At 58.6% G+C, this 20,666-nt stretch carries 23 protein-coding genes; 14 read left to right on the plus strand and 9 right to left on the minus strand.

From position 1 onward, the window contains the following. Positions 1 to 5: 5 nt before the first annotated feature. Positions 6 to 473 (plus strand): YbjN domain-containing protein, encoded by a 468-nt coding sequence (locus tag ACXAH3_RS06390; RefSeq protein WP_474861244.1) that lies wholly within the window; start codon positions 6 to 8, stop codon positions 471 to 473. Between the two features lie 38 nt (positions 474 to 511). On the opposite strand, the gene ACXAH3_RS06395 is transcribed toward ACXAH3_RS06390, so the two are convergent. From ACXAH3_RS06395 to ACXAH3_RS06410, 4 genes are read right to left on the minus strand one after another with little or no spacing between them, the layout of a single operon-like run. Next, positions 512 to 1,693 carry a lytic murein transglycosylase gene (locus ACXAH3_RS06395; protein WP_474861245.1) on the minus strand — a complete coding sequence of 394 codons (1,182 nt, stop codon included), beginning with the start codon at positions 1,691 to 1,693 and terminating at the stop codon, positions 512 to 514. A 48-nt stretch (positions 1,694 to 1,741) separates the two neighbouring features. Next, positions 1,742 to 2,659: an adenosylcobinamide-phosphate synthase CbiB gene (gene cbiB, locus ACXAH3_RS06400; protein WP_474861246.1), complete on the minus strand. Its 918-nt coding sequence runs from the start codon at positions 2,657 to 2,659 to the stop codon at positions 1,742 to 1,744. Next, positions 2,656 to 3,597 carry a threonine-phosphate decarboxylase gene (locus tag ACXAH3_RS06405; protein WP_474861247.1) on the minus strand — a complete coding sequence of 314 codons (942 nt, stop codon included), beginning with the start codon at positions 3,595 to 3,597 and terminating at the stop codon, positions 2,656 to 2,658. Before ACXAH3_RS06405 ends, cbiB begins: the two co-directional genes overlap by 4 nt. Then, positions 3,594 to 3,965 (minus strand): DUF1636 family protein, encoded by a 372-nt coding sequence (locus ACXAH3_RS06410; RefSeq protein WP_474861248.1) that lies wholly within the window; start codon positions 3,963 to 3,965, stop codon positions 3,594 to 3,596. Before ACXAH3_RS06410 ends, ACXAH3_RS06405 begins: the two co-directional genes overlap by 4 nt. 148 nt (positions 3,966 to 4,113) lie before the next feature. Here ACXAH3_RS06410 and ACXAH3_RS06415 point away from each other — a divergent pair, with 148 nt between their 5' ends. Together ACXAH3_RS06415 and ACXAH3_RS06420 are read left to right on the plus strand one after the other, a co-directional pair. Then, positions 4,114 to 4,743 (plus strand): HAD family hydrolase, encoded by a 630-nt coding sequence (locus ACXAH3_RS06415; RefSeq protein ID WP_474861249.1) that lies wholly within the window; start codon positions 4,114 to 4,116, stop codon positions 4,741 to 4,743. Continuing rightward, positions 4,740 to 5,654, plus strand: a complete 915-nt coding sequence (locus ACXAH3_RS06420; RefSeq protein WP_474861250.1) for an ornithine cyclodeaminase family protein — start codon at positions 4,740 to 4,742, stop codon at positions 5,652 to 5,654. The genes ACXAH3_RS06415 and ACXAH3_RS06420 overlap by 4 nt, the downstream gene beginning before the upstream one ends. 90 nt (positions 5,655 to 5,744) lie before the next feature. On the opposite strand, the gene rpsU is transcribed toward ACXAH3_RS06420, so the two are convergent. Next, positions 5,745 to 5,951, minus strand: a complete 207-nt coding sequence (gene rpsU / locus ACXAH3_RS06425) for a 30S ribosomal protein S21 (RefSeq protein ID WP_007255353.1) — start codon at positions 5,949 to 5,951, stop codon at positions 5,745 to 5,747. Positions 5,952 to 6,062: 111 nt separating this feature from the next. Between rpsU and ACXAH3_RS06430 the strand changes: the two genes are divergently transcribed. Genes ACXAH3_RS06430 through ACXAH3_RS06440 form a run of 3 tightly spaced genes read left to right on the plus strand, consistent with a single transcriptional unit; the run spans position 6,063 to position 8,388 of the window. Further along, positions 6,063 to 6,743 carry a COQ9 family protein gene (locus tag ACXAH3_RS06430; protein WP_474861251.1) on the plus strand — a complete coding sequence of 227 codons (681 nt, stop codon included), beginning with the start codon at positions 6,063 to 6,065 and terminating at the stop codon, positions 6,741 to 6,743. Beyond that, positions 6,743 to 7,726: an NAD(P)H-quinone oxidoreductase gene (locus ACXAH3_RS06435; RefSeq protein WP_474861252.1), complete on the plus strand. Its 984-nt coding sequence runs from the start codon at positions 6,743 to 6,745 to the stop codon at positions 7,724 to 7,726. Before ACXAH3_RS06430 ends, ACXAH3_RS06435 begins: the two co-directional genes overlap by 1 nt. Beyond that, positions 7,726 to 8,388: a sulfotransferase family 2 domain-containing protein gene (locus ACXAH3_RS06440; protein WP_474861253.1), complete on the plus strand. Its 663-nt coding sequence runs from the start codon at positions 7,726 to 7,728 to the stop codon at positions 8,386 to 8,388. The genes ACXAH3_RS06435 and ACXAH3_RS06440 overlap by 1 nt, the downstream gene beginning before the upstream one ends. Here the strand turns inward: ACXAH3_RS06440 and ACXAH3_RS06445 are convergent, their stop codons facing one another. After that, entirely contained in the window at positions 8,389 to 9,030 is a 642-nt protein-coding gene (locus ACXAH3_RS06445) for a ribonuclease T2 family protein (RefSeq protein ID WP_474861254.1), read from the minus strand. Between the two features lie 147 nt (positions 9,031 to 9,177). Here ACXAH3_RS06445 and ACXAH3_RS06450 point away from each other — a divergent pair, with 147 nt between their 5' ends. Then, positions 9,178 to 9,915 carry a DUF1013 domain-containing protein gene (locus ACXAH3_RS06450; RefSeq protein ID WP_474861255.1) on the plus strand — a complete coding sequence of 246 codons (738 nt, stop codon included), beginning with the start codon at positions 9,178 to 9,180 and terminating at the stop codon, positions 9,913 to 9,915. A 140-nt stretch (positions 9,916 to 10,055) separates the two neighbouring features. After that, on the plus strand, positions 10,056 to 12,254 hold the full coding sequence (locus tag ACXAH3_RS06455) for an ATP-binding protein (RefSeq protein WP_474861256.1): 2,199 nt from the start codon (positions 10,056 to 10,058) through the stop codon (positions 12,252 to 12,254). Here ACXAH3_RS06455 and yaaA read toward each other — a convergent pair whose 3' ends face one another. The 3 genes from yaaA to ACXAH3_RS06470 all read right to left on the minus strand — a co-directional run bounded on the left by yaaA (position 12,255) and on the right by ACXAH3_RS06470 (position 15,409). Continuing rightward, entirely contained in the window at positions 12,255 to 13,016 is a 762-nt protein-coding gene (gene yaaA, locus ACXAH3_RS06460; protein ID WP_474861257.1) for a peroxide stress protein YaaA, read from the minus strand. A gap of 1 nt (position 13,017) precedes the next feature. Next, entirely contained in the window at positions 13,018 to 15,060 is a 2,043-nt protein-coding gene (gene recQ, locus ACXAH3_RS06465) for a DNA helicase RecQ (protein WP_474861258.1), read from the minus strand. Positions 15,061 to 15,121: 61 nt separating this feature from the next. After that, on the minus strand, positions 15,122 to 15,409 hold the full coding sequence (locus ACXAH3_RS06470) for a YggT family protein (protein ID WP_474861806.1): 288 nt from the start codon (positions 15,407 to 15,409) through the stop codon (positions 15,122 to 15,124). Between the two features lie 126 nt (positions 15,410 to 15,535). On the opposite strand from ACXAH3_RS06470, the gene ACXAH3_RS06475 reads away from it, so the two are divergent. The 6 genes from ACXAH3_RS06475 to arfB all read left to right on the plus strand — a co-directional run bounded on the left by ACXAH3_RS06475 (position 15,536) and on the right by arfB (position 20,666). Continuing rightward, positions 15,536 to 16,066 carry a thioesterase family protein gene (locus ACXAH3_RS06475; protein ID WP_474861259.1) on the plus strand — a complete coding sequence of 177 codons (531 nt, stop codon included), beginning with the start codon at positions 15,536 to 15,538 and terminating at the stop codon, positions 16,064 to 16,066. A 58-nt stretch (positions 16,067 to 16,124) separates the two neighbouring features. Then, a complete protein-coding gene (locus ACXAH3_RS06480) occupies positions 16,125 to 17,456 on the plus strand; it encodes an MFS transporter (protein WP_474861260.1) in 1,332 nt (443 codons plus the stop codon). An 8-nt stretch (positions 17,457 to 17,464) separates the two neighbouring features. Next, positions 17,465 to 18,340 (plus strand): penicillin-insensitive murein endopeptidase, encoded by an 876-nt coding sequence (gene mepA / locus ACXAH3_RS06485; protein ID WP_474861262.1) that lies wholly within the window; start codon positions 17,465 to 17,467, stop codon positions 18,338 to 18,340. Beyond that, positions 18,313 to 19,239 carry an esterase-like activity of phytase family protein gene (locus ACXAH3_RS06490; RefSeq protein ID WP_474861263.1) on the plus strand — a complete coding sequence of 309 codons (927 nt, stop codon included), beginning with the start codon at positions 18,313 to 18,315 and terminating at the stop codon, positions 19,237 to 19,239. The genes mepA and ACXAH3_RS06490 overlap by 28 nt, the downstream gene beginning before the upstream one ends. Positions 19,240 to 19,355: 116 nt before the next feature. Continuing rightward, entirely contained in the window at positions 19,356 to 19,976 is a 621-nt protein-coding gene (locus ACXAH3_RS06495) for a queuosine precursor transporter (protein ID WP_474861265.1), read from the plus strand. Between the two features lie 270 nt (positions 19,977 to 20,246). Further along, on the plus strand, positions 20,247 to 20,666 hold the full coding sequence (gene arfB / locus ACXAH3_RS06500; RefSeq protein ID WP_474861266.1) for an alternative ribosome rescue aminoacyl-tRNA hydrolase ArfB: 420 nt from the start codon (positions 20,247 to 20,249) through the stop codon (positions 20,664 to 20,666).

Below are 20,666 nucleotides of genomic sequence, written 5' to 3' on the forward strand. Positions count from 1 at the left end.
AACCTATGAAATCCATTCTTTTTTCCGGTGCCATGGCGCTGTCTGTGTTGGCGGGGCACTCTGCTAGCGCCGAGCAGGTCAAAGCGTCCGAGCCTGAAAGCGTTCTGGCCTATTTTGAAGACCTTGGCGCACCCGCAAAACTGGTTGAAGACAGCGTGGGCGATCCGTCTGTCGAGGTGCAGTACTATGGCACGAACATGGTCGTTTTCTTCTATGGCTGCCGAAACAACACCAACTGTAATTCACTTCAGTTTTTCTCTGCATATACAGCAGACAGCGAGATTTCGTTGGACGGACTGAACGAATGGAACGCCGAGCAGCGATATGGGCGAGCCTATGAAGCCGAGGACGGACGCAAGATGTTGGAATACGACATCTATACCGGTCAGGACGGCGTTAGCATGACCGATTTTGACGAGATTTTCGACATCTGGACAGAGGTTGTCGAAAGCTTCGAAGACGCGCTTTCCTGAAGCGTTCGCCCCCACCCACGCGGCTGGGGGCGCATTTCTTACAGGGCATTCAACAGTTTGGCGGTCGGCCACGCGTCAGCTGGCAGACCCAGACGGACCTGTTCAGCTTGAATGGCTGTCCGGGTTTTCGCACCCAGAATACCGTCGATTTTCCCCACATCATGTCCGCGCGCAGACAGTTTCTTTTGCAGCGCTTTCAGCTGCTGGCCGCTGAACGCCGGATCAGGATTGCCCGCGTTGAAGATCGGTGCTCCTTCCAGCCGGGTCGCAAAATAGGCGGCGGTGGTCACATAGACGAAGCTTTGGTTCCACTCGAAATACACGCGGAAGTTCGGGTAGGCGATAAAGGCCGGCCCTTTGCGCCCTTGTGGCAGGATGATTGACGCTTGAAGATTACCTGCGCCCAGCTCTCCACTGCGGGGTGTCACGCCCAGCGCGGCCCAGTCTGACACGGGTTTCGTGGTGGTCAGCCCGGTGTCGGCCCAGTTCAGATCGGTGGGCAAGGTGACCTCTTGCAGCCACGGCTCGCCCGCGCGCCAGCCCAAGCCCTGCAGCATCTTGGCCCCCGACAAAAGGGCGTCTGCAGGGGTTTGGCGCAGGTCGATCTTACCGTCACCATTGCCGTCCACCCCAGCCTCGATGATGTCACCGGGCAGCATCTGGACCATGCCGATCTCGCCCGCCCAAGCGCCGGTCGAGGTCGCGGGGTTGAACGCGCCAGCCTCGTACAACTCCAACGCCGCGAAGACCTGTGGCTGGAACAGTTCGGGGCGGCGGCAGTCGTGTGACAGCGTGACCAGAGAGTTCAGCGTGTTGAAGTCCCCTTGGAAGGCGCCATAGTCGGTTTCAAACGCCCAGAATGCGGTCAGAACACCGCGACTGACGCCGTATTCAGCCTCCATCCGATCAAAGGTCGCGGCGTGTTTGCGCAGCATGGCGCGCCCCCGATCAATTCGATCCTGACTGATCAAACGGCGCGAGAAATCGACGAACGGGCGCTGGAAAATCCCCTGCGAGCGGTCGGCCTTCAGCGTCGCTTGATCTTGCCGAACGGACGCAAAAAACTTGTCCACGGTGGACTTCGAATGCCCTTTGGCGATGGCCGCGTCTTTCATCGCGCCTACGAAGTCCGAGAAACTTCCACCACAGGCCACGGTTTGCGCCTGTGCGGGCAGGGCCAGAGACACCGCGACTGCCGCTGCTGAGAGAAGTTTTTGCATGCGAAACCCTTTGGTTAACTGCCTGGCGTGCAGATTAGCGCATTCGCATCACGTGACAACCGCAAGCGCGATCACGATCCCGACAAGGACCAACCATGCTGACCACAGCGCATCTACGGCCTGATCGACCTCTTTCGCGCCAATATCGCGCGCGCCGTCGCCGTTCACCCACGGGAAGTCCCGCATCTCGCCGTGATAAGCGCGGGGGCCGGACAGAGCGACATTCAGGGTGGATGCCATAGCGGCCTCGGGCCACCCTGCGTTGGGCGAGCGGTGCAGAGGCGCGTCGCGGCGGATCACCGACCAAGCAGACCATTTGCGGCGGGCGAGGATCAGGATCAGTGCGGTCAAGCGTGCGGGAATCCAATTCAGCACGTCATCCGCGCGGGCAGCGAATTTGCCAAACTGTTCATAGCGTTTGTTGCGATAGCCAATCATGCTGTCAGCGGTGTTGACTAGTTTATAGATCATCAACCCTGGCAGCCCGGCGATCAGAAACCAAAAGGCGGGTGCGACAACGCCGTCCGAGAAGTTTTCAGCCGCGCTTTCGATTGCCCCTCGCGAAATGGCATCATCTGACATGCTTTGGGTATCACGCCCAACGATCATGGAGACGGCTTTGCGCCCCTCTTCCGTCGATTGGCGCAGCGCATCGGCCACGGCTTGAACATGTTGGGCTAAGGATTTCTGGGCCATAAGGATGGCGGCGACTATGATTTCCAGCACCCCGCCAAAAGGGAGACACCGGACAATCCAACCGGTCAAACCGGCAACAGCGGCCAGGCACAAAATGCCGATAGCTCCTTTTCGAAAGCCAGCCTCGCCATCATTGAACCCACGTTCAAACCAGCCAATGGCCCGCCCCATCAGAACCGCTGGGTGCGGCACACGTTTCCACGCCCAATCGGGTTCGCCAAAGATGGCGTCGAGTATTAAGGCCAGAGCAAGTGGGGCTGCGTAGATCATAAGGCAACCTCGAGCTGCGCCCAGCGGTCCGGGTGTGGCAATCCAAGGCGCAGCCAACGGTTCGAATAGGGGAAAATGCGGGACCAGACATGGTGTTCGGCCAAGCGGTCCTGCCACGCATGCGCGTCGCCGACATCGTAAAGTCGGAAGAGCGTCGTCCCGCCCAGCGCCTCGGCGCCGTTGGCCGTCATCAGCGCATCCAGACGTGTGGTGTCTTTGATCAGACGCGCGCGTGTGGCATCCGCCCACGCGAAATCCTCTAACGCCTGCGCGCCCAGCTCTAACGCCGGGCCGGAAACCTGCCACGGTCCTATGGTGTCGCGCAGCTTGGCAATCAGAACGGGGTCCCCGATCACAAAGCCAAGACGCAGCCCGGCCAGCCCCCAGAACTTGCCGAAGCTTTTCAGGATCAGAATGCCCGGTTCGATCGCGGCCTCGATCAGGCTTTGATCCGGCATCACATCGCAAAAGCTTTCGTCGATGACGGTAAGGGTGCGGTTCAAATCCAGATTTGGCCAGACGCGGCCATCGGGGTTGTTGGGATGCACAACAACACGGGCGGGGACCGCGTGATCGACGACGTCCCAACCCTGCGCCTGAAACCCGGCGGCATGTTCATTATAGGTCGGGCCTTCGATCTGCACCTGACCAGCTGGGAACAGCGATGGAATGCGGGCGATCAGAGCGGAAGCTCCGGGCGCGGCCAGAACCGCAGCACCTTCGGGCACGTTCCAAAACTTGCGCGCAGCCGCCTCGAGCCGCGCAAACGCGCCTTTATCGGGCAGTGCGGTCCACGCATCTGCCGAGAACGCCCCCACAGGGTAAGGCAACGGATTGATGCCCGTGGACAGGTCCAACCAGCCCGCACGCGTGCCGCCGAAGCGGGCAATGGCCGCGTCCAGCCCGCCCCCGTGATCGCGTTCCTTAGCTTGGATCATGTATCCTCCGGCAGGGGGGCATGGCGTGTCACGAAATGGCCTTTCACCGCCTGCGGCCATTCGCGATAGGGCACCTGTCCGGTTTCGCTGTCCGAATGGGCCCGCGCATAGTCAACGATGCCTTGCGCCGCTTCCTTGGACACCTCGAAACGACCCAGCGTGTAGCAAAGCTTGCCATGCGCCTGAATGGCGACGTTGCAGCTGTTGTCACAGCCCATCAGGCAGGACACGCGGCGGGTGCGCACATCGGTGCCTTCGGCCTGCGCCTCGATCAATGCGGCCAAGGCTTCACCGTCGGTTTGCTCCATCCCGCGTTCGGCCCAATCCGCGTGTTTACAGGTGTCACAGATGGTGATCCAGGTTGTCATGGCGCGCGCTCCTTCATTGTTATGGATGGTTCAAGCGGAAAACGCGGCGAATGACAACGCAAATTGCGCCGGTTCGGGGCTGTCCTGCGCCATATCCGGCTTCAAGGTTATGGCTTCCGTTTCCGTTCAAACCGACTAAGGTCGCGACATGACACAGAATACTCCCGTCACCGCCGTGATTTTTGACATCGGCAACGTATTGATCCGCTGGCAACCAGAGGAGCTTTACGACCAATGGATCGGCAAAGCCCGCCGAGAAGAGATGTTCGCCGCCGTAGATCTGCATTTTATGAACGAGCTTGTGGATCGTGGTGGGGATTTCCAGCAGGTGATCTATGAAACCGCTGACAAATACCCGGCCTATGCAGAAGAAATCCGCTGGTGGCATGATCGCTGGTTGGATCTAGCCAGCCCCGCGATAGACTTGTCTGTGGCAACACTGCGCGCATTGAAAGCCCGGAATATCCCGGTATTCGCCCTGTCGAACTTCGGCATCGGCACGTTCGAAATCGGGGAAGCCGCCTATGACTTTCTGTCCGAATTCGACCGGCGCTATATCTCAGGACATATGGGCGTGACCAAGCCCAGCGCACAAATCTATCAGATGGTGGAAGATGATTGCGGCCATGCGCCCGCAGGCCTTCTGTTCACCGATGACCGCGCCGAGAACATAGACGCCGCCGCCCGGCGCGGTTGGCAGACCCACCATTTCACCACGCCCCGCGCGTGGGCCGACACCCTGATCGCCCGCGACTTGATAAAGGAGAGCGACCTGTGACCCCCGAACTTATTCCATTTGAGGCCGATGAACTTCTCAGCTGGAAGAGTCTGGCCGACGCCTTTCTGGACGGACACACCAAACCGAAGGCTCAGATTGGGGATACGTTCCTTTATCGCGGCGAAGACACCATGCTGACGCGGTCAGCTTGGATCGACGGGCTGGGGATCGCGGTGAAGACCGCCAACATCATGCCCGGCAATCCGGGGCGCGGCGAGCCGATGATCCATGGGGCGGTGAACCTGTATGACGACACCACGGGGCTCTTGGAAGCCATCGTGGATTTCCACCTTGTTACCAAGTGGAAGACCGCCGGAGACAGCGCCCTCGGGGCGCGGCTTCTGGCCCGACCCGACAGCAAAGTGGTGCTGATCATCGGGGCGGGCACGGTCGGGCGCAACTTGCGCATGGCCTACGCTGCGATGTTCCCCGATGCGCGTTTCCTGATTTGGAACCGCAGCCCCGAAGGCGCGGCCAAGTTCGCGGACGAATTCGACAAGACCGACGCTGTGGCCACCTTGGAAGAAGGCTTCGCACAGGCGGACATCATCACCTCGGCCACCATGACAACCGACCCCCTGATCAAAGGCGAGTGGCTGCGTCCCGGCCAACACCTTGACCTGATCGGCGCCTATCGCCCCGACATGCGCGAGGCCGACGACACCGCCCTGACCCGCGCCCGCCTGTACATGGACAGCCGCGACACGGTGCTGGATCACATTGGCGAGTTCAAAGACCCGTTGGCCCGCGGGGTGATCAGCCGCGATGATGTGGTGGGCGATCTCTACGACCACCAAGATGGCGTCTTCACCCGCCAGCCCGAGGACATCACGCTTTATAAAAACGGCGGCGGCGCACATCTGGATCTGATGACCAGCCGCTACATTCTGGATGCGTGGCGCAAACGCTAAGCCAGACAAAAACAAACCCCCGGAAGCAGCGCTTACGGGGGTCGTTTTGACGGACAGTTGACAACCTGCCCATCGAACACTGTTCAGATCTTAAAGAAGACCTTCACGCTGTGCTTTTTTCCGAGCCAGCTTACGCTGACGGCGAATCGCTTCTGCCTTCTCGCGCGCTTTTTTCTCGGAGGGCTTCTCGAAATGCTGCTTAAGCTTCATCTCACGGAAGACACCTTCACGCTGAAGTTTTTTCTTCAGCGCACGAAGCGCTTGATCGACGTTGTTATCACGAACCGAAACCTGCATGTGGTTGTCACCACCTTTCTAAGTTAGAGTTTGCAAAAAGTTGCAGGAAGCTGGCTTCTAGCAGCGACGAAGCCTCTTGTCCAGTTCGCCCTCAGATGCGAGGAACAGCCTATGATCGAAAAAGATAAATTGCTTGAAGCCGCCCTGAACCACGTCCCGTTCGATGGGTGGTCAGATGCAACCCTTCTGGCCGCTGCCGAAGATTGCGACCTATCCGAGACCGATGCCCGTGCGATGTATCCGCGTGGAGCCGTGGATTTGGCACTGGCCTATCATCGGTCTGGCGACGCCAAAATGGTCGAGCGCCTGAATGCAGCTGACCTGTCAGAAATGCGCTTTCGCGACAAGATCGCAGCGGGTGTGCGGTTTCGGCTTGAGGTTGCGGATAAGGAACTGGTCCGTAAGGGCATGACCTTCTTCGCAATGCCTCAGAACGCCAGCGACGGGGCTGCTGCGTTGTGGACCACCTGCGGACTAATTTGGGAGACGCTGGGCGACAGCTCGACCGATCTGAACTGGTACACGAAGCGGGCGACACTTTCGGCGGTCTATTCATCCGTTGTGTTGTTCTGGCTGGGTGATGAAAGCGAAGGGGACGAAGCCACGTGGGCCTTCCTTGATCGCCGCATCGACGACGTGATGCAGATCGAAAAAATCAAAGGGCAAGCACGTGGATCGGCGCTTTACAAAGCGTTCATGTCCGGGCCGGGTAGAATCCTGGATTCGATCAAAGCCCCCGGAACGCCCAACCCGAACTATCCCGGCCGCTGGCACCCAGACGAGGACGAATAATGACCAAAAAGATGCGCGCAATTCAGATCACCGAACCCGGTGGTCCCGAGGTTTTGCAGATTTGCGAACAGCCCCTTCCTTCGCCGGGGCCGGGCGACATCCTGATCAAGGTTGCATTCGCCGGTGTAAACCGTCCCGACGCGCTGCAACGCGCAGGCAGCTATGCCCCGCCCCCCACCGCCAGCCCCCTGCCCGGCCTTGAAGCGTCTGGGGAAGTCGTGGCCGTGGGCGATGGCGTCACGCAGTGGACGGTGGGCGACAAGGTTTGCGCACTTCTGCCCGGCGGCGGATATGCGGAATACGTCACGACCCCTGCGGCCCACGCGCTGCGCATCCCAGATGGCATGGGCATGAAAGAAGCTGCTTGCCTGCCCGAAACCTTCTTCACTGTCTGGTCCAACGTCTTCATGCGTGGTGGCCTGCAAGCGGGCGAACGCTTCTTGGTCCACGGCGGCAGTTCGGGCATTGGCACAACAGCAATCCAACTGGCCAACGCCTTTGGCGCGCGAGTGTTCACCACAGCCGGGTCCGACGAGAAATGCGCGGTTTGCTCTGACTTGGGTGCCGAACGCGCGATCAACTATAAAGACGAAGACTTCGTTGAGGTGATGAAGCCCGAAGGCGGCGCTAACCTGATCCTCGACATGGTCGGCGGGGGCTATATCGCTCGAAACATCAAATGTCTGGCCGTTGAAGGCCGCATGGTGCACATCGCCTTCCTGTCCGGCCCCAAGGCCGAGATCAATTTCGCGATGATCATGGCCAAGCGCCTGACCGTCACCGGATCGACCCTGCGTCCACAATCTGATCTGGCCAAAGCCCGCATCGCCGAAGAGCTCTCGGAAAAAGTCTGGCCGCTTCTTGATGCAGGCCGCATCGCGCCCGTAATGGATCAGGTCTTCGCGCTGGAAGACGCCCACAAGGCGCACGCCCGCATGGAAACCAGCCAACACATCGGCAAGATCGTTTTGGAGGTCAGCTAGTGCCCTATATCGAACATGGCGGGAAGCGCATCCTGTTCATCCATATCCCGAAGACGGGCGGATCTTCGGTGGAAGACTGGCTCAGTTCAGTTGCCCCGTTGCGGATGCACAATCCGATCCCGACACACGGGCTGCGCCTGACGCCTCAGCATCTGCGCATGACGGATGTGGAAGCTATGTTCGGTGCGGATTACTTCGACTTTGTCTTCGCCATCGTCCGCGACCCGTATAAGCGACTGGAATCCGAGTTCAAAATGCGCACCAAACGGTCTGCCGATGTGATCGCGCAGAAGGGACGTTTCCAGTCTTGGGTAGACCGCGTGCTGAACAAAGTGAAATCCGACCCGTTCTTTCTGGACGGCCACCTGATCCCGCAATGGGAGTATTTGACCGACAATTGCACGATCTACCGGTTCGAAGATGGCATCGGCGAGATCATCAAGGATGTCTCCGAGAAAACCGGACTGCCCATGCCCGACGAAATTCCGCACCGTCGCGGATCGACAGATGTGCAGGTTCAGATGGACTGGACCACCAACAGCACCATCGCTGCAAACCAGAAATACCGGGCGGATTTCGAGAATCTTGGATATCAAATGACGGACACGGCGCAGGCACCCGTCGGGTTCAAGACTCGTATGGTTCGGTTGATAAAGTCGTAGTTACTTTATTGGGTCCAGCAACGCCTTCTGCGCCGTACAATCGCGCACGACATCGCGGGCGCAAGTACGAGGTTCAAGGTCTTTGGTCAGGCACAGGCGCGCCTCTTGAATGCGGTCGCCTTTGCAGGTGATGGTCAGCATGTCGGGGTGCCAGTCGGGATTGGCTTGAAGGAAGGCCTCTTCCACCACGGACGCGGGCAGGCGCACGGATTGGTCCAGTTTGCGAAACACGTCTGGGCGGTTCACGGCCCCGAACGCTTCACGCACAAGCGCATAGTAATCAGCCGCTTCAAGCCCCGCACAGGATCCGTGTTTCTTCCACTGATACCACGCGGCTCCGCTGGTACCGAACATATCGGCCTGCGCGGCGGTCATGGACCGGGACGGAGGGCGCACCGCTGTTTTACAATAGCTCGGCCAGCCGCGTTCATATTGCGGCCACAGCCCATGCACGACCCAGCCCAGATCTCGGTCGGGATCACATTGTTCGGATCCACGCTGATCGCCTGTCGTGGCACACCAATTCGGTGACCAGCTAAGCGACAGCACGTAATAGTCGAAATCCCCCGCACGTTCGCCTTCGGCCACACCGGCCCACGCCGCACTCAGCCAGATCAAGCCACCCAAGAACAGTTGACGCATTTGCACTTCCCTCTTTCGCCTTCCTTCCTTATATAGACCCCAAGTTCCCCGACAACGGAAACCCGTCTGGACCGCCAATTGGCACCAGACAGCCCAGCCAGGGCGCGGGAAAGTTGTATCCGGGCCGATATTGTAAGGAGTGTTCAGATGAGCAAACTGATCATGGCAAAAGCCACCGCTGTTTGGCTGGTGGACAACACGACGATCAGCTTCAAGCAGATCGCGGATTTCTGTGACCTGCACGAGCTGGAAGTACAGGGCATTGCTGATGGCGACGTCGCCACCGGCGTAAAGGGCTTTGATCCCGTGGCCAACAACCAGTTGGACCAAGAAGAGATCGACAAGGCTGAGAGCAATCCGCTGCACAAGCTGAAGCAGAAGTTCTATGCCGCTGCCTCGGGCGAAGAAAAACGCCGTGGTCCGCGTTACACGCCGCTGTCCAAGCGTCAGGACCGTCCTAACTCGATCCTGTGGCTAGTGAAATTCCACCCGGAATTGGCCGACGCGCAGATCGCCAAGCTGGTGGGCACCACCAAGCCAACCATCCAGTCGATCCGCGAGCGCACCCACTGGAACATCCAAAACATGGAACCGATCGACCCGGTTGCCTTGGGTCTGTGTAAGCAGAGCGAGCTTGACCAGGCGGTTCAAAAAGCTGCCGCCAAGCAAGCAAAAGAAGGCGGCGTGATGTCAGATGACGAGCGTCGCAAGCTGGTCTCGACCGAGCAAAGCTTGGCCATGGACACTGAACCCAAGATGCCCAGCGCGATCGAGGGACTGGAAACATTCACTTTGTCCGATGCGCCGGAAGAGAAAGAGGAAGAACTGCCCGACGCAGACAGCTTCTTCAATCTGCCGGACTCGAAAGACGAAGACGACGAATAAATTCAGAAACCCCGGCCCAGCGCCGGGGTTTTTCTTTGCGCAGGCAATTCTTCCTCAAATTTTCTCGTTCCCATTAAGTTCCTGTTCACCGTGTTGGGTGATGCTGTGTCAGACAGTATCGCCCAACCGGAGAACCGGGGATGAAAATCGAAGATATTCTTGCACAAGAACGGCGGGCCAGAATGACCGCCGAACGGCTTTTGGCCCAGAAACAGGCCGAGCTTTCGGATGCCAACCGCATACTGTCTCAGCATGCATTGTCACTGTCGGACGAAATAAGCGAGACCCGCGAGGTCGTCGAAGAAATCAAAGGGGAGAACACCCAAGTCCGCGCCGACCTTGAACGCGCCAACAAGGAGGTCGTGATCGCCAAACGGCGGCTGTGGGATTCGCTGGAAACCATCGAAGATGGATTTGCGGTGTTTGACCAGACCGACCGGATGATTGCCGCCAACAGCGCCTATCTGAAGCCCTTCGATGGGCTGACCTGCGTGGCGCCGGGCATCCGCTATGTCGACATCCTTAACATTGCCACCGAAGAGGGCATTGTCGATATCGGCGACCTTCGCCCACTGGCGTGGCGTGACATGATGCTGGATCGCTGGCATGCCCCCAAACGGGATCCCCTGAACCTGCGGCTTTGGGACGGCACCCACATTCAGCTTGTGGACCGCCGCTCGCGTGATGGGGATATGGTTTGCCTTGGATTAAACATCACTGAAACCATCACCTATCAGACCAATCTGAAAGAGGCCCGGCACCGCGCCGAGTCCGCAAACCGCGCCAAGTCCGCTTTCCTTGCCAATATGAGCCACGAGATTCGCACGCCCATGAACGGCGTCGTATCTATGGCCGAGCTGATGGCCGAAGGCGATCTGGACGACGAACAGCGCCTTTACGTGGACACGATCCGCAAATCGGGCGAGGCTCTGTTGACCATCATCAACGACGTACTGGATTACTCGAAGATCGAAGCCGCCAAGCTGGCCTTGCACCCCGAACCGTTCGATCTGGAAAAGACCATTTTGGACGTGGTGACGCTGTTGCAACCCACCGTGCAGGAAAAGGGCATCCAGTTGTCGATTGATTTTGACCTGTTCATGCCGACCAAATTCATGGGCGACGCGGTGCGCTTGCGGCAGATTTTGACCAACCTGATCGGAAATGCTGTAAAGTTCACATCGGAAGGGCATGTGCTGGTGCGCGCCATCGGGTTACCCGCCGGGGATGACAAGGATTACCGCGTCCATATCTCGGTCGAAGACAGTGGAATTGGCATTCCCGAAGACATGCAAGCCCACATTTTTGGCGAATTCAATCAAGTCGAAGACGAACGCAACCGCCGCTATGAAGGCACCGGGCTGGGGCTTGCCATCGCCCGTCAATTGGTCGAGCTGATGGACGGTCAAATCTGGCTGGAAAGCGAAGAAGGCGAAGGTTCCTGCTTTGGCTTCAATGTCTCGCTTCCCGCACTAAAGCATGCGGTCGAACCTCGGCTGCCCGACGAGCCGGGCAAGGCGGTTCTGGCACTGACCGACGGGTTGAACAAGACCATCTTGGAAAAACGCCTGAAAGCACTTGGGTTTGAAGTTGAATTGACATCCGCCACAACAGACCTGACCCAGAAATGTCAGGGCGCACGGGTTGTGTTCGTGGACGAAGCTCTTTGCGCTGCTGAGTCAAAGGACACTGATTCACTACAGGTGCTTAAATCGGCCTGCCCAGACATCAAATTGATCGTTCTGACTCCCCCTCAGAAGCGCGAAACTGATTGTAGCTGCGTCACCATTGCCTCGCATGTGTTGCACACTCCGGTACTGCGCAATGTGTTATTCGACACACTCAGCACACTGGATTTCGTCCCAGCAGTTACGGACGCAGCACCCGAGGTTGCAATCCCGCCGGTAGATACCATTGTTACCCCAGCTCAATCCCGCGTGATGCGCGTCCTGGCGGCCGAGGACAACAAGACCAACCAACTTGTGCTTTCGAAACTGGTCAAGTTTTTGAACATCGACCTGCGCTTTGCAAACAACGGGTTGGAGGCAGTCGAAGCATTTCTGGATTTCAAACCTGACCTGATCTTCATGGACATCTCGATGCCCGAGGTCGACGGCAAAGAGGCCACCCGTCGCATTCGCCTGATCGAGCAGGATCAGGGCATGACCCGCACCCGTATCGTTGCACTGACCGCGCACGCCATGACCGGTGACGCCGAAGAAATCCTGAAGCACGGGCTGGACAAACACCTGACCAAACCCTTACGCAAAGCCGCCATCATTGACGAGATCATGACGAACTGCCCCGATGACGCAACGCCCCCTATGGATGACGCCTGATCAGATCGCGTCGCGCAGGAATACCGGTTGATCGGGTTTGCTCATCTCGGGCTGATATTGATATCCGCCCAGATCAAACTCCAACAGCGCCTGCGGGTCACGCAGCCGGTTCTGCACCACGTATCGCGCCATCGAGCCACGGGCTTTCTTGGAATAGAAGCTGATCACTTTCGGCGTGCCGTTCTTCATTTCCATAAACTGCGGCGTGATCACGCGCAGGTTCAACTGGTCCTTCTGAACAACGGTGAAATACTCGACCGAGGCGCAGTTTACCAAGATCTCACTTTCCGTCTTTTGGCCCGCCTCGTTCAGCGCATCGGCAATGCGCGGCCCCCAGAATTCATAGAGATTTTTGCCGCGCGGGTTCACCATTCGTGTACCCATTTCCAGCCGGTGGGGTGCAATCTGATCGCGCGGGCGCAAAAGACCGTAAAGCCCTGACAGCAAGCACAAATGGTCATCGGCATAGCGCATCGCGTCCTCGTCCAGACTGGCGGCATCAAGCCCGGCATAGGTGTCGCCCGCGAACATTTCGATTGCGGGTTTTTCGCCCTGGCCGCTGCCAAAGACACCGAAGCGTTCGGCATTCAGCGCGCCCAGCTTGGGCGAGATATGCATAAGCTTTTCTAGACCTTCTGCACCGACACCCCGCGCAGTTTCGGCCAAGATCTCGGCTTGTTCAAGAAATCGAGGCCGCGTTCCCGCGCCGTTCAGCGCAGGTTTTTCGTCCAGTTTTTTGGCGGGCGAGACCACAATCAGCATATCATTCCCCTTGGCTTAAAATTTCCAAAAATGCCGGGCCAAACCGTTCGGCTTTGGCATCATTCATCCCGGGCATCCGTGCCAGCTCCTCGATGCTCGTCGGTTTACGCTCGGCAATCTTGCGCAGCGAGCCGGGCGCGATTGTCAGATATTTACCAGTCCCATCCTTGCCACGCAGCAAGTCCGTAGCGGCATCTTGCAACTGATCAAACAGGGACCCCGCGGCGCGGCCTGCCAGCTTGCGACGGGCGGGGTGCATATGTTCAACTTCGCCCGCAATGACCTGCAAAAAATCGGCGCCATAGCTTTCCAGCTTTTTCGCCCCAACGCCCCCAATCCGCGCCATGTCGTCCAACGTCGCGGGGCGGGTTTCGGCCATCTCGATCAGCGTTTTGTCGGTGAACACCACGTATGCTGGGACGCGGGCGGCTTCGGCCAGCGCGCGCCGCTTGGCTTTGAGGGCAGACAACAGCGGCGCGTCTTCTTCTGACACCAGCATCTTGGCGGCGGGACGACGCGCGGCTTTCAATGTGTCGCGCCGCAACGTGACCTGAGCTTCACCCCGCAGCACCGGATGCGCCTTTTGCGTGATGCGCAGCGCGCCATGCCGTTCGGGATCGGGCCGCACCAGATCCAGGCCCAGCATCTGCCGGAAAATCGCCTGCCACATGGGTTTTCCGTGATCCTGCCCCACCCCAAACGTCGGCAGGCTGTCATGGCCGCGTTCCTGCACCCGATCCGTCATCGTGCCGCGCAAAATGTCGATCAGATGACCCGAGCCAAAGCGCTCGTCGGTGCGTAGGATGGCGGACAGGGCTTTCATCACATCGACCGTACCGTCGAACAGATCCGGCGGGTTGGAACAGAGGTCGCAGTTTCCACAGGGTTCGGCCTCTTCCCCGAAATAGGCCAAAAGCTGCTTGCGGCGACAACCATGCGCCTCGGCCAGGCCCAACAGGGCATTCAATCGCCCGTGATCCGCCGAACGGCGTTCGGGCGGGGCCAAGCCTTCGTCGATCTGAGTACGGCGAAAACGAATGTCGTCGGCACCAAATAGGGTCAATGTCTCAGCAGGAGCACCATCGCGGCCCGCGCGGCCGATTTCCTGATAGTAAGCCTCGATGGATTTGGGCAAATCAGAATGCGCGACCCAGCGGATGTCAGGTTTGTCGATCCCCATGCCGAAGGCCACAGTCGCGACGACGATCAACCCATCTTCCTGTTGAAAGCGTCGCTCGACCTCGCGGCGGTCATCGGGCTCCATCCCGCCGTGATAGTGCACCGCCGCGTGACCCGCGTCGCGCAGTGCGTTCGCCAAAGTTTCGGTCCGGGCGCGGGTGCCAGAATAAACGATGCCGGATTGCCCTTTGCGGGCGGCTGCGAAGGATAGGATCTGTTGGCGGGGCGAATTCTTGGCGGCGAAAGCTAGGTGAATGTTTGGACGGTCGAAGCCGCGCAGGAACGCGGCAGGCGGTTCACCATCAAACAGCTTTTCAACAATCTCGGCGCGGGTTTCTTCGTCGGCAGTCGCAGTGAAGGCGGCCAAGGGCACGTTTAACGCGCGGCGCAGCTCTCCGATCCGCAGGTAATCCGGGCGGAAATCATGGCCCCATTGGCTGACGCAATGTGCTTCGTCCACGGCGATCAGGCTGGTTCCGATCCGACGGAGCAGGTTCAGCGTCCCACCCGAGGCCAGACGTTCAGGCGCCATGTAGAGAAGTTTCAGCTCGCCAAGTTCCAGCGCGGCAAAGACCGCATCGGTTTCTTCCTGAGTATTGCCCGAGGTTAGCGCCCCCGCCGAAACACCTGCCGCCTGAAGCCCCCTCACCTGATCACGCATCAAGGCAATCAACGGAGAAATGACCACCGTCACCCCATCGCGCACCAGCGCAGGCAATTGAAAGCAAAGAGATTTCCCGCCACCCGTCGGCATGATGGCCAGCGTGTTCTGACCGTCGCACACGGCCTGCACGATCTCGGCCTGACCGGGCCGAAAATCATCGAAGCCGAAGACGGATTTCAGAAGGTCTAGGTCGCGGGGCATGTATGTGCTGCTCGGTGTTTTGACAGCACAATCCCATGCCCGCGCGTGGGCGGCAAGCGAATTAGAAGAACGAGGCCGCGTTGTTGATCAGGATGATCCGCACCGCATAAAGCGCTACCAATGCCACCAGCGGGGCAAGATCTAGCCCGCCCATATCGGGCAGGAAGGCGCGAATACGGCCATAGACAGGTTCAAGCAAGCGGTTCAGCCCATACCAGATCTGCGCCACAATTGGCTGGCGCAGGTTCAGAACTTGAAAGTTGATCAGCCATGACATGACGATATGCGCGATCATGATGAACCAGCCGATGTCCACGATCAGCATCAGAATTTGAAACAGGGATTGCATGTCGGCTCCTTGAATTTGGTTCTCTGTCATCTAGGTCGCCTGCCGCCCAAGGGCAAGGGTGACGCGCGGTTGGGATTGACGTTTGGGAAAAGGCGCGGCAGGTCGGGCACATGTAAAGGAGCCGCCATGTATCCCGTTGTTCGCATGATCAAAGAAATGGTGAAATTCGCCAAGGCCGAGCCGCTGCCCGTCGATGGCGTCCATATCAGCCACCATCGTTGCTGGCCGTGGGACATCGACCTGTGGCGCGAGCTGAATAATGGGCGCACCCTGACCATGTACGATCTGGGCCGCATTCCTTTGGCCAGCCGCACGGGTCTAAGCCGCGCCTTGATCAAGAACCGCTGGGGGCTGACCATGGCAGGCGCCAGCGTGCGTTATCGCAAGCGTATCCGCACTTTTGCGCGGTTCGAGATGCGCAGCCGCTTGGTCGGCTGGGACGACAAATTCTTTTATGTCGAACAGACGATGTGGCTGGGCAAGGATTGCGCAAACCAGATCGTTTATCGCTCGGCCGTGACGGATCGCAACGGGATTGTCCCTTCTGACAAGGTGCGCGCCGCCATTGGTCACACCGGCCCCGCGCCCGAGTTGCCCGAATGGGTACAGGCGTGGATCGACGCTGACGCTACGCGACCTTGGCCACCTGAAATGTAAGTCCCCTTGCCCGCGCGCCAGTTTCCCTGTTTGATCGAAAAAAAGTACAGGGGCAGACATGGCAGAAATCTCGGCACGTAAGCGCATCTGGGGATGGTTCTTTTTCGATTGGGCCAGCCAGCCCTATAACACATTGATCCTGACCTTCGTCTTCGCCCCGTATTTCAAAACCGTGGTGGGCGACGGGGCGCAAGCGCAAGCCAGTTGGGGCTTCGCAGTTGGCACCTGCGGTCTGATTATCGCGCTGCTGGCGCCCATCCTTGGTGCCTTCGCCGACAACTCGGGCAATCGTCTGCGATGGATCTGGCTGTTTTCGATCATGTATGTGATTGGCAGTTTTGGACTGTGGTATGCAGCGCCTGACAATTTCAACATGACGCTTATTCTAATGCTCTTCGGCATCGGCCTGATAGGGATGGAGTTCGCAACGATCTTCACCAACGCGATGCTGCCCGATCTTGGTTCGCGAGAGGAAATCGGTAGCATTTCCGGCAATGGCTGGGCCTTTGGTTATATCGGCGGTCTGTTGACCCTAATCATTATGCTGGCCCTGTTCGTTGAACAAGAGAACGGCAAAACGCTGATCGGTATGACGCCCCCGTTCGGGTTGGACCCACTATTGAAGGAAGGCACACGTTTCGTGGGCCCTCTGACCGCGATTTGGTTCGCCATCTTCATGATCCCCTTCTTCCTATGGGTGCGCGATCCAAAACCGGTCAGCAGCGATCCTCTTTTGGTGCGCCACGCGCTGGCCAGCCTTTGGAATACGATCCGGTCGCTTCCGAAATCGCCCAGCCTGTTCGCCTATCTTAGCAGTTCAATGTTTTATCGTGACGCACTGAACGGCATGTACACGTTCGGCGGCATCTATGCGGCAGGTGTGTTGAACTGGTCCGTGGTAGACGTCGGCATTTTCGGCATTCTGGCGATCATCACCGGCGCAATTTTTGCCTGGATCGGAGGCCGTGCGGATCGGCGCTTTGGCCCGAAACCGGTGATCACCGCGTGCATCATCGTGCTAACTTTCGTCGCCATCTGCATCGTCTTCATCTCGCGCGAGAGCGTGTTTGGCGTGCCGGTCCCTGCGGACAGCAGCCTGCCGGACATCGGATTTTATATCCTCGGAGCGCTGATCGGGGCCGCAGGCGGCGCGCTGCAATCGGCCAGCCGCACAATGATGGTGCGCCAAGCAAACCCTGATCGAATGACCGAAGCCTTCGGCCTTTATGCCCTAGCAGGCAAGGCCACCAGCTTCCTTGCGCCTTTCCTGATCGGCATCATCACAGCAGCGACAGGCAGCCAGCAGCTCGGCGTCTCCCCGCTTATCGCGCTCTTTTTACTGGGACTTGTCCTACTCATCTGGGTTAAACCCAATGGCAACCACGCGTAGGTTTTCATATGAAACTGTTTGAAAAATTGATCCTTATAGCGGGGCTGGCCCTGACTGGCCTGCCTGCCGCTGCTCAACAGCCCGCAAAAGAACTGTTCGGTGCGGCCAATAAAGGCACTGCGACGCGGTCGGCGTCCTTTGGGTCTTATGCCAAAGGCTGTCTGGCCGGTGCCGAGCAGTTGGCCGAAACCGGGCCGACATGGCAAGCTATGCGCCTGTCGCGCAATCGCAATTGGGGTCATCCCGAGCTAATCGACTTCGTACAGAAACTGTCGCGCAAAGCTGCAAAGCAACCGGGCTGGAAAGGCCTTTATGTCGGAGACCTGAGCCAGCCGCGTGGTGGGCCGATGCTGTCGGGCCACCGCTCGCACCAGATTGGGTTGGACGCAGATATTTGGATGCTGCCACCCAAACGTCTGAACCTGAGCGCGTCCCAACGCGAGTCGATTTCCTCGATCTCGACCCGTCGTTCCAAGGGAGCTTACGTGAACCAAAACTGGACCCGCGCGCATCACGAGATCATCAAAGCCGCCGCCAAGGACAAGCGCGTGGCGCGGATTTTCGTCTTCCCAGGCGCCAAGGTCCAAATGTGCAAAGACGCCAAGGGCGACCGGCGCTGGCTTCGCAAAATCCGTCCGTGGTGGGGGCATCACTATCACTTCCATGTGCGGCTTTCCTGCCCCAAAGGTGTAAAAGGTTGCGTTAACCAAGCCCCGCCTCCTGCTGGTGACGGCTGTAAGGATGCTGAAAAGTGGGTGCAGGACATTCTGCATCCCAAACCCGCACCGAAAACCACCAAACCGACGACGCCCAGCAAACCCCGTGGTCCCCTGACCCTTAAGGATCTTCCAAGCCAATGCGGACCCGTTTTGTCATCGCGATAGCGGCCCTTGCCGCCCTTCTGACGCTTGATCTTGGCGCGCAACCCGTGTCGGATGCTCAGCTTGTGTCGGCCTATCGCTGGCACGGCAAGGGCGAGCATTTCGGCGGCTTTTCCGGGCTTGAGATCAGCGAGGATGGAAAAGGTTTCATCGCGATCACCGACCGTGGCTATGTGGTCAAAGGCAGCTTTGACCGCGAAGACGAGGTCATATCGGGCCTAAAAACCGCGCGCCTTGGCCCGCTGAAATCCCCCAAAGGCACCCCTTTTGGCCGGTTCAGATCGGACAGCGAGGGGTTGGCTTCCAACATGGACGGGCCTATTTTTGTCAGCTTCGAGGCTAAGCACCGCGTGATGCGTTTTGGTAGTGTCAGGACCAAGGGGCGTGCGTTGAAATTGCATCCCGACTTCAAGGAACTGCAAAACAACTCGTCGCTTGAAGCGCTTGCCATCGACCAGACCGGCACACTTTATACCATCCCGGAACGAACCGGGGTCGAAGGCTCGCCCTACCCGGTCTACCGCTTGCAAGCGGGCAGCCAAACGTGGGAGAAGCCGTTTACGATCCCACGCTTCGCGCCCTATCTGCCCGTGGGGGCGGACATTGGCCCAGACGGAAAGTTCTATCTGCTCGAGCGTCACCTCAGCGGTGTTTTGGGCTTCACCAACCGCGTTCGTCGATTTGATATCACCCCAGATGGTTTCAAGAACGAAGTCGAGTTGCTACGCACCCCGGTCGGCCTGCATGACAATCTAGAAGGGCTTGCCGTTTGGCGTGACAACAACGACAACATCCGACTGACCATGGTCTCGGACGACAATTTCAAGTTCTTCCAAGTGACAGAATTCGTTGAATACGTGGTCCTGACCCCATCCCCAGATCCGACTCTGACCGCGAACTGACGCGACATCCCCCTTGTTTACAAGGGTTGATCTGTTGGCATTCCCGTTATAGAAGCGCCCCGTCCTTGCCTTGCAGGGGCCAAGTCTCCGCAACCTTGCTAAAACGGACCAACATCATGACCCGTCTTATTCCTGGCGTTATCGCCATGGCCGCCATCGTCGTGGCCTCTAACATTTTGGTGCAGTTCCTGTTCGGCCAATGGCTGACTTGGGGCGCCTTCACCTATCCGCTCGCTTTCCTTGTCACTGACGTGATGAACCGCGTCTACGGCGTATCCGCTGCACGCAAAGTCGTGCTGGTCGGCTTCGTCACCGGCGTGATCTGCAGCTTCATCGGCACCCAGATCATGGGCGAGTTCGGCCCGCTTGTAACGCTGCGCATCGCGATTGGATCCGGCCTTGCCTTCCTGACCGCACAGCTTTTGGATGTCGCTATCTTTGACCGTCTGCGCGAAGGCCGCTGGTGGCGTGCCCCGGTTGTCTCGACCTTGATCGGCAGCTCGGTCGACACTGCGATCTTCTTCACCATCGCGTTTTCGGGCGCACTGACTTTCATTGAACCCACCAACGATGTCAGCTGGGCGGGCGAGGTTTTGCCGCTTTTGGGCGCAGGCCCGATGGCCCCGCTTTGGGTGTCTTTGGCGGTTGCTGATTGGATGGTCAAACTGGCCCTTGCGCTGCTTGCTTTGGTGCCATTCCGCGTACTGGTCACAAAACTTTCACCAAATCCTGCGTGAAAAGTTTTGACAAACGCAAAATCTGTGGCAACCTCCTAGATATAGAAACAGCGAGAAAGGAGGTGTCCATGTCTAGAGATACAACGGAGCGAGGTGCTGGGACAACCTAGGTCGCGACCATCCGGGGCAGCCCCTGGACAGGATAGCAGGCCGAGTTGACCTAAGTCTAACCGGCCCCACCTCCTAAATTCTCGAAAGGGTCGTCCCACTGGGCGGCCCTTTTCATTTGGCCCCTTTCATTTTGGATCCAGAACGGACTAGGGTGCCCCCATGATCCGCGTGACCGACGATATCATCCTGCAAGACTGGGAGCTCAGCGAAAGCTTCACACGCTCGTCCGGTCCCGGCGGGCAGAATGTCAACAAGGTCTCAACGGCCGTTGAACTCAGGTTCGAAGCCGCCCGCTCGCCCCATCTGACACAGGCCGTGAAGGCGCGCTTGAAACGTATCGCGGGCCGCAAATGGGCGCAGGACGGGGCCATCACAATCCGCGTCGAAGACACACGCAGCCAAGCCCGCAACCGCGAAATCGCGGCAGAACGTCTGGCCGAAATAATCCGAAAAGCGCTGGTCGCGCCCAAGCGACGTATTCCCACCAAACCCACCAAAGGCTCGCAACGGCGACGCATGGATGCCAAAACCAAACGCGGTCAGGTGAAAGCCCTGCGTGGCCGCGTGAACGAGGACTAG

The sequence above is a fragment of the Aliiroseovarius sp. ABM4_368 genome, from assembly GCF_056161205.1.

Bases quoted from the DNA above. Each gene is read 5' to 3' on its own strand.
- ACXAH3_RS06495 (WP_474861265.1), top strand. From the start codon at position 19,356: ATGACCCGTCTTATTCCTGGCGTTATCGCCATGGCCGCCATCGTCGTG.
- ACXAH3_RS06430 (WP_474861251.1), top strand. From the start codon at position 6,063: ATGATCGAAAAAGATAAATTGCTTGAAGCCGCCCTGAACCACGTCCCG.
- ACXAH3_RS06445 (WP_474861254.1), bottom strand. From the start codon at position 9,030: ATGCGTCAACTGTTCTTGGGTGGCTTGATCTGGCTGAGTGCGGCGTGG.
- ACXAH3_RS06480 (WP_474861260.1), top strand. From the start codon at position 16,125: ATGGCAGAAATCTCGGCACGTAAGCGCATCTGGGGATGGTTCTTTTTC.
- ACXAH3_RS06455 (WP_474861256.1), top strand. From the start codon at position 10,056: ATGAAAATCGAAGATATTCTTGCACAAGAACGGCGGGCCAGAATGACC.
- arfB (WP_474861266.1), top strand. From the start codon at position 20,247: ATGATCCGCGTGACCGACGATATCATCCTGCAAGACTGGGAGCTCAGC.
- yaaA (WP_474861257.1), bottom strand. From the start codon at position 13,016: ATGCTGATTGTGGTCTCGCCCGCCAAAAAACTGGACGAAAAACCTGCG.
- ACXAH3_RS06475 (WP_474861259.1), top strand. From the start codon at position 15,536: ATGTATCCCGTTGTTCGCATGATCAAAGAAATGGTGAAATTCGCCAAG.
- ACXAH3_RS06415 (WP_474861249.1), top strand. From the start codon at position 4,114: ATGACACAGAATACTCCCGTCACCGCCGTGATTTTTGACATCGGCAAC.
- cbiB (WP_474861246.1), bottom strand. From the start codon at position 2,659: ATGATCTACGCAGCCCCACTTGCTCTGGCCTTAATACTCGACGCCATC.
- rpsU (WP_007255353.1), bottom strand. From the start codon at position 5,951: ATGCAGGTTTCGGTTCGTGATAACAACGTCGATCAAGCGCTTCGTGCG.
- recQ (WP_474861258.1), bottom strand. From the start codon at position 15,060: ATGCCCCGCGACCTAGACCTTCTGAAATCCGTCTTCGGCTTCGATGAT.
- ACXAH3_RS06390 (WP_474861244.1), top strand. From the start codon at position 6: ATGAAATCCATTCTTTTTTCCGGTGCCATGGCGCTGTCTGTGTTGGCG.
- ACXAH3_RS06395 (WP_474861245.1), bottom strand. From the start codon at position 1,693: ATGCAAAAACTTCTCTCAGCAGCGGCAGTCGCGGTGTCTCTGGCCCTG.
- ACXAH3_RS06470 (WP_474861806.1), bottom strand. From the start codon at position 15,409: ATGCAATCCCTGTTTCAAATTCTGATGCTGATCGTGGACATCGGCTGG.
- ACXAH3_RS06405 (WP_474861247.1), bottom strand. From the start codon at position 3,597: ATGATCCAAGCTAAGGAACGCGATCACGGGGGCGGGCTGGACGCGGCC.
- ACXAH3_RS06450 (WP_474861255.1), top strand. From the start codon at position 9,178: ATGAGCAAACTGATCATGGCAAAAGCCACCGCTGTTTGGCTGGTGGAC.
- ACXAH3_RS06490 (WP_474861263.1), top strand. From the start codon at position 18,313: ATGCGGACCCGTTTTGTCATCGCGATAGCGGCCCTTGCCGCCCTTCTG.
- ACXAH3_RS06410 (WP_474861248.1), bottom strand. From the start codon at position 3,965: ATGACAACCTGGATCACCATCTGTGACACCTGTAAACACGCGGATTGG.
- ACXAH3_RS06435 (WP_474861252.1), top strand. From the start codon at position 6,743: ATGACCAAAAAGATGCGCGCAATTCAGATCACCGAACCCGGTGGTCCC.
- mepA (WP_474861262.1), top strand. From the start codon at position 17,465: ATGAAACTGTTTGAAAAATTGATCCTTATAGCGGGGCTGGCCCTGACT.